Raw genomic sequence first — 11,791 nt, 5'->3', positions numbered from 1 at the left:
CTAAACCCTTTATTTATCAAGGTTAACCAATACTACCTTCCATCTCGAACTTGATGAGGCGGTTCATTTCAACCGCATATTCCATTGGGAGTTCTTTTGTGAATGGCTCAATGAATCCCATGATGATCATCTGTGTGGCATCTTCCTCAGAAATACCACGACTCATCAAATAAAAGAGTTGATCTTCACTTACTTTGCTAACCGTTGCTTCATGCTCTAATGTAATATTGTTGTTCATCACTTCGTTATATGGAATAGTGTCAGAAGTGGACAACTCATCAAGAATCAATGTATCACACTTCACACTCGCTTTTGACCCTTGAGAATTCTTACCAAAACTTGTCAAACCGCGATAAGTTGCTTTGCCACCGTGTTTACTGATCGATTTCGATACAATGGTTGAAGTACAGTCTGGTGCAAGGTGTATAACCTTTGCTCCAGCATCTTGATGTTGCCCCTTTCCTGCCATGGCAATGGATAAAATCATCGCTTTTGCTCGAGGACCTTTCATAATCACAGCAGGATATTTCATCGTTAACTTACTTCCAATATTTCCATCCACCCATTCCACCGTTGCATCCTCTTCAGCCACTGCTCGTTTGGTTACAAGGTTGTAGATATTTGGTGCCCAGTTTTGAATAGTGGTATAACGGACATATGCCCCTTTTTTGGCAATGATCTCAACTACTGCACTATGAAGAGATTCGGTACTGTATACCGGTGCGGTACAACCTTCAACATAATGTACGGAAGCCCCTTCATCAGCAATAATTAATGTTCGTTCAAATTGCCCCATTTTTTCGGAATTAATACGGAAATATGCTTGGAGAGGGATATCTAGTTTTACCCCCTTTGGAACATAGATAAAACTTCCACCTGACCAAACAGCACTGTTTAAAGCAGCGAATTTATTATCTGTTGGTGGGACAACTGTACCAAAGTATTCTTTAAACAGTTCTGGATATTGTTTCAGTGCAGAGTCGGTGTCCATGAAAATAACACCTTTTTCCTCTAATTCTTTTTGCATATTGTGATAAACGACCTCAGATTCATATTGAGCCGATACTCCTGCCAACCATTTTTGTTCTGCTTCTGGAATTCCTAATTTATCAAAGGTATTTTTGATTTCTTCTGGTACATCGTCCCAAGATCTCTCTGTTCTCTCAGAGGGTTTGACATAGTACGTAATATCGTCAAAATTAAGCTCGCTTAAATCGCCACCCCACATCGGCATTGGGAAGGCAAAAAATTTCTCAAGGGCTTTTAAACGAAACTCTAACATCCAATCAGGCTCACCCTTGATTCTCGAGATCTCTTCCACTACTTTTTTGTTTAAACCCTTTTTTGTCTTATATATAGAAACATCTTTATCTCGAAACCCATATTGGTATTCTTCACTGATTTCTGGAGCTTTTTTTGACATTAGATCAGCCTCCTTTTTACTCGTGATGATGGTCTTCACCACAATGATCACAATGATGTTCTTTAATTCCTTTTTCCATTGCTTTCCATGCTAATGTTGCACACTTAATCCTTGCAGGAAATTTACATACTCCTTGCAATGCTTCGATGTCTTCAAAGTCACTTGTATCTACATCCTCACCAAGCATCATTTTCGAGAAACGATCCGCCAAATCAAGAGCCTCTTCTACTTTTAACCCTTTGATTGCTTCTGTCATCATCGATGCAGAAGACATACTAATAGAACATCCTTGGCCACGGAATTTAGCATCTTTAATTTTTCCATCTTCCACTTTCATTTGAAGGGTAATCTGATCACCACAGGTTGGGTTTTTCAGTTGAATGGTTGCATCTGCATCTTTCAACTCTCCCATATTCCTTGGTGCTTGATAATGATCCATAATGACTCTACGATATAAATCATCTAGTGTAGACATGACTAAAATACTCCTTTGTCTTTTGTAATCCTTCAACAAAGCGATCAATTTCTTCTTTGGTATTATACAGATAAAAGCTCGCTCTTACGGTCGCTGATACATTCAGCCATTTCATGAGTGGTTGGGCACAATGATGACCCGCTCGAACCGCAATTCCCTCTGTATCCAGTACAGTCGCCACATCATGGGGATGAACGCCTTCTAAATTAAAGGCGATTAATCCGCCGCGATTCGTTTTCGGACCATACATCGTAAATCCATTAATGGTTTGGACTCGTTCCATCGCATATTCGATCAATTCATGTTCATGTTTTTCGATCTCATCAAGACCAATCGATTGAATAAAGTCAATCGCGGCTCCCAATCCAATCGCTCCAGCAATAATCGGGGTCCCCCCCTCAAACTTCCAAGGGAGTTCTTTCCACGTTGAATCGTAGAGTTCAACAAACTCGATCATTTCCCCACCAAACTCGACAGGCTCCATTTTTTCCAATAATTCTTTTTTGCCATAAAGTACACCAATCCCCGTTGGTCCACCCATCTTATGACCCGAAAAAGCAAGAAAATCACAATCTAGATCTTGAACATCCACTTTCATATGTGGAACACTCTGGGCACCATCCACTAACACTCTCGCACCAACTGCATGAGCAATTTTAACCACTTCTTTAATCGGGTTGATTGTCCCAAGCACATTAGACACATGAGTCATCGCGACCAATTTCGTATTTGCTGTAATCGTCGCTTTAATATCTTCAATATTTATCGTTCCATCAGGTTGAAGGGGGATGTATTTTAATGTTGCACCTGTTGCTTTCGCTACTTGTTGCCAAGGGATCAAGTTACTATGGTGTTCCATAATCGTAATAACGATTTCGTCTCCTTCTTTTAGAAAGCCTTTTCCGAAACTTTGAGCAACTAAGTTAATGGAGGTTGTTGTTCCCCTTGTAAAGATAATTTCTTCGATACTCTTCGCATGAATAAATTTTCGAACCTTTTCCCTTGCCTCTTCATAGGCATCCGTTGCACAGGTTCCTAACGTATGAACTCCACGATGGACATTGGAATTCATTTTTCGATAATAGTTATCAAGAGTTTCAATTACTTTTAGTGGTTTTTGGGCCGTTGCCGCACTATCCAAATAAACAAGAGGATGTCCGTTAATCTTTTGATCTAGAATGGGAAACTCTTTTCGGATCGATTTATCAATCATTTTCCTAACTTCCTTTCAATGACGTTTTCTAATTTTTCTTGCATTCCCTCAATTGGAATTAAGGAAACAACAGGTGCTAAGAAACCATGGATAATTAATCTTTCAGCTTCTTCTTTTGGAATACCACGTGACATTAAGTAGTAAATCTCTTCTTTGCTAACTGGCCCAGCACTAGCAGCATGGCTTGCCATTACATCGTTTTCATCAATTAGTAAGATTGGGTTTGCATCCCCACGTGCTCTTTCACTTAACATCAGAATTTTTTCCGCTTGTTCAGCATTTGACTTCACTGCGCCCTTTTTCATATGGGTAATTCCATTAAAGATACCTGTTGATTGATCTAACATAACCCCGCGAGAAAGGATTTGACTATTGGTGTGTTTCCCTTCATGTATGACTTTTGATGTAAAATTGGTTTTTTGGTCACCTGTTCCAATAAAGATTAATTTAGAGTCCGCTTCCGCACCTGAGTCTTTTAGAATGCTAATATTATTCGATACTGTGTTCCCTTCATTCATCTCGCCAATGACCCATTCAATGCGGCCATTTCGCTGTACATCAGCATGGCGATGTGTGTAGTCATAGACGCCATTTGCAAAGTTATGAATCGTTGCGAATCTTACCTTTGCTCCTTCACCAACGTATACTTCAACCACCCCATTGTGTACTGTACTTTGTGCATTGTTTTTTGAGAAATAATGATCAACATAGGTCACACTACTATAAGCTTCTGCGACGATAATAACGTGTGGTAATAGACCAGATTTTTCTGCAAGAAAAATAGCTTGAACAGGAAACTCTACTTCAGCATGTTTGGGAATATAAAGAAATACACCACCACTCCATAAAGCGGTATGAAGAGCAAGAAGTTTATTCTCATCAAAGGAAACGCTATTCATAAAATATTTTTTGACAAGGTCTGGATATTCCCTTAATGCAGTATCAAGATCCGTATAAATAACACCTTGATCTGCTAATTTTTTCGATAATTGTTGATATACAAAGTTCGAATTTTTTTGAACTAAGACGCTACGATCTTCTGTATTCACTTCTAAAATATTTTGGATTTCTTCGGGGAGATCGCGAATATCTACAGGAGTTTCATCAGTAAAAGGTTGAAACTGATCGATATTCCACTTCTCTAATTTGGTTTTTTCTAAACGCGGGATCGGTAATTTCTGATAAACTTCTAAAGCTTTTAAGCGAAATTCGAGCATCCATTCTGGTTCTTGTTTGTTCTTGGATAGCTGGGTAATAAGCTCCTTATCGAAACTCACATTCATCTCTATTGTCATTTTGAATCCCCCTATCCGATTAAGCCTCTAGACCAACTGTTTCGTCTACGATCCCCAGCTCTTCTTTAATCCAATCATAGCCTTCCGCTTCTAATCGTTCAGCAAGTTCGGGTCCGCCAGAACGAACGATTTTTCCTTGCATCATCACATGAACAAAATCTGGTTTAATATAGTTCAGTAGACGCTGGTAGTGAGTAATCACAAGAACACCTAATTCAGGGCTTCTCATTTCATTTACACCATTCGCTACAATTTTTAACGCGTCAATATCTAAGCCAGAGTCAATTTCATCAAGGATTGCAATTTTTGGTTTTAACATCATCATTTGCAAAATTTCGTTACGTTTCTTTTCGCCGCCAGAAAATCCCTCATTCACATATCGTTGAGCAAAAGACTCATCCATCTCAAGAAATTTCATTTTTTGTTCCAATTCACGAATAAATTTAATTAAAGAGATTTCATTCCCTTCTCCACGTCTTGCATTGATGGCACTACGCAAAAAATCGGTATTGGTTACACCGCTAATTTCACTTGGATATTGCATAGCTAAAAATAAACCTTTTCTAGCCCTTTCATCTGTTTTCATCGCAAGTATATCTTCTCCATTTAATGTTACAGACCCACGATCTACAGTATATTTTGGATGGCCCATTAAAGCAGAAGCCAAAGTACTTTTCCCTGTACCGTTAGGTCCCATGATCGCGTGCACTTCACCGCCTTTAATTTCAAGGGATAACCCTTTTAAAATTTGTTTCCCCTCAACAGAAACATAAAGATTATCAATTACTAATTTTGGTTGAGTCATTTAACATTCCTCCATTAATTCTGTTTATGTAATTTTTATGATCTGGAGTTAATTATTTTTATTCTTTCATAACTTTATAAGAATCATCCATTGGTCTCTTTTACATTGTATAATCCTGACTAAATTAGTCAAGATTAGATTCAGAAAAAAAATTCAATCATCTTTCCTCTTGATCTTATTTTATTCTATATCAAACTCGAAATCAATATAAAAACTATTTTTATAGTATAAAATATATTATCTAGATTTTTAAATAAATTGGACACGTTTTCATCTTACTCCTAATCTCTTATTTATGCAAGAATTTCATCATAAATTTGCTTAACTTATAAAGAAAGAGGTAAGATTAAAATTGTTTAGTTCTTAAATTGAAAGGAGCAAAGCTCTGATGGCTTGGATCTATTTGTTTATTGCAGGATTATTAGAAACCTTCTGGGCAATCGGTTTGAAATATTCGCAAGGATTTACGAAATTGTGGCCGAGTGTTGGAACAGTAGTGGCGATGATCGGCAGTATTGTTCTTTTGACGAAAGCATTAAAGGTTTTACCCATAGGGACTGCATATGCGGTTTGGACAGGGATTGGTGCGGTTGGAACAGTGATTTTGGGAATAATTTTATTCCATGAACCAAAAGATGTTACCAGAATTCTATTTATTGCGTTGATTATTATCGGGATTGTTGGCTTGCAATATACTTCAAGTAATATGTAATGAAAAAAATAGGTTTGTATATGCCAACTCGCTCTGTGCTTATGGCATATACAAACCTAATAAGCTTGTATGTTCTATAAGCTGATTCATTTAAATATCATGCCACATGTATGGCGTACCTTTTTCTTTGGAGACAATAGCAATACCTACTGCTGCACCTTGACCAAGAGCTACAGAGACTTGGCTTGGAATCTCGGTGATAAGGCCCGCTAAATAGAGATTCTCAACCGATGTTTCTCCCGTAAATGGAATATTGGGAATGGATTTTGCTTTATTGTTAGGAACATAAGGATTAACCACAGCCTCATAGCCAAATGGTGCTAATAAATCTTTATTCACATTGGTTGCAATGACTAAGTATTTGGCTAGATAAGAGTTGTTATCTGTCTTGACTTCAAATATCCCCTCCTCATTTTTCATGACTTCTATTACTTTTTCTTCTTTTACATTCCCGTTAAACTTTTCTACCTGTTCTCTTGCTCGTTTGATCCACTCTTCTCCCGAAATCCCTTCAGGAAATCCAGGAATATTTTTTACGGAACTTACTCTGGTAATCTGAGATTTTCCATCATTGAGTACTAATGTATTTAACCCCGCATTGGCTGTAAAAATAGCCGCAGATAAACCGGCTACTCCACCACCGACAATAATGACATCAACCATTCTTTTTCACCTCATTCTTCATTATTTTAAAACTTCATGAATAGTATTCACTTTTTTTGCAAATTCTTCATCAGTTAAAACAGGGATGATATCTGTTTGCGGAATTTTCTCTTCAATGGATATCCAAGATTTGCATCCATTGTATTCATCTTTCAAAGAAATACGTACAGGTTGTTCTAGGCGATATACCCTTACTAAAAGCACATGAAGGGAATTTTGTTTTTTCCAATGAAGTCTCATTTCGGCAAAGTTTTGGGTCCAAATATGATAAGGGTAAAGTTTTTCCAACTGATGCTCATCAGAAAGTTGGAGATCTTCCACTACTTTCGCCAGATACCTGATCTCTACTTGCTTCCTTTTTTCATCATATCGTTGCAATGTTTCATCAATCATAGATTGAAACTCTGTCTTTAGTAATTCCTTTTTCTGATGCAAGTATGTAGGGAAAAGATAGAAGATTTCTTCTTTTAATTGAAATTCTTTCGTTTCCTCATGGATTCCGCCTTTTCTCATTAAGAGGATTTGCTTCCCTTTTGCTAATGCTTCAATATTCACCGCCCATTCTTTCAAGGCAACGGGTACCGCGACTTGCTGGATCATTCATTCACCCCTTTCTACCCACAATGTTATATTACCATATTTTATAAATATTTTTGTATAGAAAAAGTGCAAGTTGAGCCCAAAAATGATCAATACCCCTCACAAAAAATAGCTTGTATGTTCTAACGCTACTCCTAACCTTGCGGCTTTCCTCAAATAAACGGTAAATGGGAAAACTCACTCAAAAAATCAGCTTATAGAAACATACAAGCAAGTGATACGAAGATATTATTCTTTTGTTTTTTCTTCCGAATGTTGTTTTTCAATCTGTTTCGTTTCATTACTGATTGTATATAACCTCTCTACCATTGTCGGGTGAGTGTATAAGAAGACTTTTACTAACTCTGGTGGATTAGGTTCAGTTAAACTATCAATGGTTAATTTTTGAAAAGAACGAATCGCTGCATCTGGATTTTGAGTCAACTGAATCGCATATTCATCAGCTGCTTGTTCAGAATAACGAGAAAATGTATTCTCGATAGGAGAGACAATAAAAGTAATTAAGGATAGAAGGAGCAAAAATACAGGAAGAGAATTCAAGTCGCTGACACTCTCAATCCCCCAAAACTGTCCAAACCGACCGATAACCAAATGGACGAGTCGATAAACAAAGTAAAAGAGAAAAAAAGAAGCAATAATTGATCCAAATAACATCCAGTAAATATGATGGTAGACATAATGCCCCATTTCATGTGCCATGATAAACAGAATCTCATCCTTATTTAATTTCTTTAATGTCGTATCCCAGAGAACAATTCTCGCATTGGATCCTATCCCCGTTACATAAGCATTCATTGCTGTCGTTTTTTTAGACATGTTCACTTGATAAACTTGATCTGCTGGAATATCTGCCCGCTTAGCTAATGCAAGAATGTCTCTTTTTAGTTCTTGGTTTTGTAAAGATTGGAAATCGTTAAAAATAGGATCAATGATCACTGGCTGAATAAAATACAACATGATCGTTAGGGGGATCGATATCAGCCAAAACCATAGCCACCATTTTTTTGGGGATTTGCGAATGATGGTATATAATAGCCACACCATGGGAATCGTCAAAACAAGATCAACGAAAAAACTTTTCCCTTGATCCCAAAACCACGAAGCGAAAGTTTGAACGCTGATTCCATAATCACGACTTACTTTATATGAATAATACTTCAGCGGATACTGTAATAAAAACACAACAAGACTTAACAAAAAGACGTAAACAATCGCCTGTAAAAAAAGCGAACGTTTATGTATTTTTTTCGAAAAAACATAAAAAGCTGTTGAAAGGCCAAACCCTAAAATGAGTAGATAAATACCCCATTCCCAAGGTACACCCATAAAAAAGAGGAAATCTTTGATTCGTGAGTAGATGGTTGCGGTTTGTAACTGTTGACTTGTCATAAATGTAGATGGATCAGCAGGAGAACCTACATAAGCACTTGGTAGTGCTTGTTTGGTTTGAAACAGGTAATACGACATAATAAAGCCGTAGATCACAAATAGTATCGTAATCATTCCATAGAACTTTTTCAAAAATACTCCCTCCCTTAGCTTGTATATCTTATCTATATGCAAATAACCCTCTATTTAAATCATAAAAATCGGTTTGGATATGGCTTGTATGTTCTAACGCTGCTCCTAACCTTTCGGCATTCCGTAAATTAGGTCGATGGAAAAGCCTGTTCGCTAAAGTCGCACTTATAAAATATACAAGTCAAGCTTATTAGAGTTAAGTGAGCTATCTTATACTTTCTTAATACAAAAAAAAAAACGGGGCTGGCTTAAGGATCAACCCCGTTTTACTGAAGATTTTTAGAAAGCTGGAACGACAGCACCATTATATTTCTCTTCAATAAATTTTCTTACTTCTTCAGAATTTAATGCCTTTACTAATTTCTGAATCGCTTCTTTATTTTCATCCCCTTTGCGAACAACCAACACGTTGGCATAAGGAGAATCTTTATCTTCAATGAATAAGGAATCTTTCACTGGATTTAATTTTGCTTGTAGAGCATAGTTGGTATTGATGACAGAAAGGGTTACATCTTCTAAAGATCTTGGAAGCATCGCTGCATCTAAAGGTACAATTTCTAAATTCTTTGGATTGTCGACAATATCAGATTTTGTTCCTTTAATCCCAACGCCATCTTTAAGCTTAATTAATCCTGCTTTTTCAAGAAGCACTAGAGCTCTTCCCATATTAGAAGGATCATTCGGAATAGAGACCTTCGCTCCATTTTGTACTTCATTTAAATTTTTCACTTTTTTCGAGTAAATACCCATTGGTTCAACATGGACTTTTGCGATATCTACTAAATTGGTGATGTTACGTTCTTTTGTGAACGTTTCTAAGTAAGGAACATGTTGGAAATAGTTCGCATCCAGTTTTCCTTCAGATAATTGGATGTTCGGTTGAACATAATCTTGGAATACTTTGATATCTAATTTCACGCCTTCTTTTTCTAATGTTGGTTTAATTTTTTCAAGAATTTCGGCATGGGGTACAGCAGTAGCCCCAACAACTAAGGTAATTGCTTCGTTTTTTCCTTGATCAGCATTTGCTCCTTGATTCTCTTGCTTGGCATTGCCACAAGCCACCAAGCTTACACTTAAAATCGCAATGAGAAGAACAATTAATAATTTTTTCATTTTATAATTCCTCCTTAACGTTTATTTTTTATCTATTCTCCTAGAGATCGTATCTCCAAGAGTTTGAACCAATTGGACAAGAAGTAGAATGATAGCGGTCGTAACTAACATCACGGGTGTATTATATAGCTGATAACCATAGATAATCGCCATATTCCCTAAACCGCCTCCACCAAGAACACCAGCCATTGCCGAATAACCGATTAAAGCAACTAAGGTAACGGTGATTCCTGAAATGATCGAAGGCATAGCTTCAGGAAGATAAACTTTAAAAATGATTTGGCGAATATTCGCTCCCATCGATAGGGCCGCCTCAATCACTCCCTTGTTCACTTCCCTTAACGAAGTTTCCACAAGGCGGGCAAAGAAAGGTGCAGCTCCCACGATTAGCGGTACCGTTGCAGCAGTGGAACCGATTGGCGTTCCTACAATTGTGCGAGTAAAAGGAATTAATAAAACCATTAAGATGATAAAAGGAATAGAACGAAAGACATTGACAATCACAGATAATATGAGATTAACGACACGGTTTTCCAATAGTTGTCCTTTGTCCGTAAGAACTAAAAAGATTCCTAAAGGAATTCCAAGGATTACGGTAAACAAACCTGATAAACCCACCATATATATTGTCTCTAATGTTGCTTGCAATACCTCTGTCCACTCATTGGGTTCCAGCCACATTTTCGATCACCTCCACTTCTACACCACAGTTTTTAAGAAATTCAATGGATGCGTTTAATTGATCTTCTGTGGTTTTCAATTGGATATATAACGAACCATAAGACGAACCTTGAACATATTGAATATTTCCTTCTAAGATATTGGGTTCAACATCGAGTGTTTTTACCCAACGGCTAATAATAGGTTGATTGGCATTTTCGCCAACAAACGTACATTTTAAAATATAACTTCCTTTTTCATGGGGTATGTGACGAATCGTTTCTTCGGTATCTTGATGTTCGGTAACTTGTTTAACAAATTCTTTGGTAATTTTTTGTTTTGGATGAGTAAATACTTCTAATACAGGTCCTTCTTCAACAATCTCTCCTTGATCAAGAACAGCTACTTTATGGCAAATCTTTTGGATGACATGCATTTCATGGGTAATTAAGATAATAGTAATTCCTAATTTCCGATTAATCTCTTGAAGCAGGTCAAGAATCGAGTCTGTCGTCTTCGGATCAAGGGCAGAGGTGGCCTCGTCACTTAATAACACCTTCGGCCGGTTAGCTAAGGCCCTTGCGATTCCCACTCTTTGTTTTTGTCCTCCACTTAATTCTGATGGATAAGCATTCGCTCTTTCTGTTAAACCCACGAGATCAATCAATTCCTTCACTCGTTGATCGATTTCCTCTTTAGGCACACCAGCAATTTCTAAAGGAAAGGCAATATTCTCCCAGACGGTTCGTGACCATAATAAATTAAAGTGTTGGAAGATCATTCCGATTTCCTGTCTAGCTTTACGCAGTTCCTTCTGGCTTAATTGGTTCATTTGACGGCCATCAACCCAAATTTCGCCTTCCGTTGGTTTTTCCAACATATTGATTAAACGGATCAAGGTGCTCTTTCCTGCACCAGAGTACCCGATGATTCCATAGATTTCACCTTTTTGGATTTCTAAATTAATTTCTTTTAATGCGATGACTTCTTTATGATTACTGTTGTATACTTTTTTCACTTTATGAAGTCGAATCATTTTACTCACCACTTTCTATCGTTACAACATCTATTGTTGTTTCCTTACATCCGTAAAATAGAAAATCCTTTCTGAAAAACTCAGAAAGGATTGACAACATACGTAAGTCCTTTCCTTATCTTTCAGAACATAAAGTCCTGCAGGAATTGGCACCTTCCCATAATGTTATGGTAGGTTGCCGGGTTTCATTGGGCCCGTCCCTCCACCTCTCTGGATAAGGATATAACATTTATTCACTTTATCACATCAATGTTTCATAATGATCGAAATAA

At 37.3% G+C, this 11,791-nt stretch carries 12 protein-coding genes and 1 riboswitch; of the genes, 1 reads left to right on the top strand and 11 read right to left on the bottom strand.

Features of this window, described 5'->3' with window-relative positions; translation table 11 throughout:
* Positions 1 to 22: 22 nt before the first annotated feature.
* Genes sufB through sufC form a run of 5 tightly spaced genes read right to left on the bottom strand, consistent with a single transcriptional unit; the run spans position 23 to position 5,211 of the window.
* Positions 23 to 1,423, bottom strand: a complete 1,401-nt coding sequence (sufB, locus tag ACMW72_RS08785) for a Fe-S cluster assembly protein SufB (RefSeq protein ID WP_418368456.1) — start codon at positions 1,421 to 1,423, stop codon at positions 23 to 25.
* Between the two features lie 16 nt (positions 1,424 to 1,439).
* Positions 1,440 to 1,898 (bottom strand): Fe-S cluster assembly sulfur transfer protein SufU, encoded by a 459-nt coding sequence (sufU, locus tag ACMW72_RS08780; RefSeq protein ID WP_418368455.1) that lies wholly within the window; start codon positions 1,896 to 1,898, stop codon positions 1,440 to 1,442.
* On the bottom strand, positions 1,882 to 3,111 hold the full coding sequence (locus ACMW72_RS08775; protein WP_418368454.1) for a cysteine desulfurase: 1,230 nt from the start codon (positions 3,109 to 3,111) through the stop codon (positions 1,882 to 1,884). Before ACMW72_RS08775 ends, sufU begins: the two co-directional genes overlap by 17 nt.
* Positions 3,108 to 4,406: a Fe-S cluster assembly protein SufD gene (sufD, locus tag ACMW72_RS08770; RefSeq protein ID WP_418368453.1), complete on the bottom strand. Its 1,299-nt coding sequence runs from the start codon at positions 4,404 to 4,406 to the stop codon at positions 3,108 to 3,110. Before sufD ends, ACMW72_RS08775 begins: the two co-directional genes overlap by 4 nt.
* A gap of 19 nt (positions 4,407 to 4,425) precedes the next feature.
* Entirely contained in the window at positions 4,426 to 5,211 is a 786-nt protein-coding gene (gene sufC, locus ACMW72_RS08765; RefSeq protein ID WP_418368452.1) for a Fe-S cluster assembly ATPase SufC, read from the bottom strand.
* A gap of 388 nt (positions 5,212 to 5,599) precedes the next feature.
* Between sufC and sugE the strand changes: the two genes are divergently transcribed.
* On the top strand, positions 5,600 to 5,923 hold the full coding sequence (gene sugE, locus ACMW72_RS08760) for a quaternary ammonium compound efflux SMR transporter SugE (RefSeq protein ID WP_418368451.1): 324 nt from the start codon (positions 5,600 to 5,602) through the stop codon (positions 5,921 to 5,923).
* 90 nt (positions 5,924 to 6,013) lie between these two features.
* On the opposite strand, the gene ACMW72_RS08755 is transcribed toward sugE, so the two are convergent.
* The 6 genes from ACMW72_RS08755 to ACMW72_RS08730 all read right to left on the bottom strand — a co-directional run bounded on the left by ACMW72_RS08755 (position 6,014) and on the right by ACMW72_RS08730 (position 11,519).
* Positions 6,014 to 6,586: an NAD(P)/FAD-dependent oxidoreductase gene (locus tag ACMW72_RS08755; RefSeq protein WP_418368450.1), complete on the bottom strand. Its 573-nt coding sequence runs from the start codon at positions 6,584 to 6,586 to the stop codon at positions 6,014 to 6,016.
* 21 nt (positions 6,587 to 6,607) lie between these two features.
* Complete coding sequence (locus tag ACMW72_RS08750) at positions 6,608 to 7,186, bottom strand: DUF1802 family protein (RefSeq protein ID WP_418368449.1); 579 nt, start codon at positions 7,184 to 7,186, stop codon at positions 6,608 to 6,610.
* Between the two features lie 228 nt (positions 7,187 to 7,414).
* Positions 7,415 to 8,707 (bottom strand): M48 family metallopeptidase, encoded by a 1,293-nt coding sequence (locus ACMW72_RS08745; protein WP_418368448.1) that lies wholly within the window; start codon positions 8,705 to 8,707, stop codon positions 7,415 to 7,417.
* A gap of 279 nt (positions 8,708 to 8,986) precedes the next feature.
* Positions 8,987 to 9,823: a MetQ/NlpA family ABC transporter substrate-binding protein gene (locus ACMW72_RS08740; RefSeq protein ID WP_418368447.1), complete on the bottom strand. Its 837-nt coding sequence runs from the start codon at positions 9,821 to 9,823 to the stop codon at positions 8,987 to 8,989.
* A 21-nt stretch (positions 9,824 to 9,844) separates the two neighbouring features.
* Positions 9,845 to 10,504, bottom strand: coding sequence for a methionine ABC transporter permease (locus tag ACMW72_RS08735; RefSeq protein ID WP_418368446.1), 660 nt, complete (start codon positions 10,502 to 10,504; stop codon positions 9,845 to 9,847).
* The gene (locus tag ACMW72_RS08730) at positions 10,485 to 11,519 is read right to left on the bottom strand and encodes a methionine ABC transporter ATP-binding protein (protein WP_418368445.1); all 1,035 of its coding nucleotides are present in this window, start codon (positions 11,517 to 11,519) and stop codon (positions 10,485 to 10,487) included. The genes ACMW72_RS08735 and ACMW72_RS08730 overlap by 20 nt, the downstream gene beginning before the upstream one ends.
* A 112-nt stretch (positions 11,520 to 11,631) precedes the next feature.
* Positions 11,632 to 11,740: riboswitch (SAM riboswitch) on the bottom strand.
* Positions 11,741 to 11,791: the final 51 nt, after the last annotated feature.

The sequence above is a fragment of the Tepidibacillus sp. LV47 genome, assembly GCF_048381575.1.
Taxonomy (GTDB): domain Bacteria; phylum Bacillota; class Bacilli; order Tepidibacillales; family Tepidibacillaceae; genus Tepidibacillus.
Note: the sequence above shows the minus strand (reverse complement) of the source record. Positions and strands in the feature narration are given on the sequence as shown.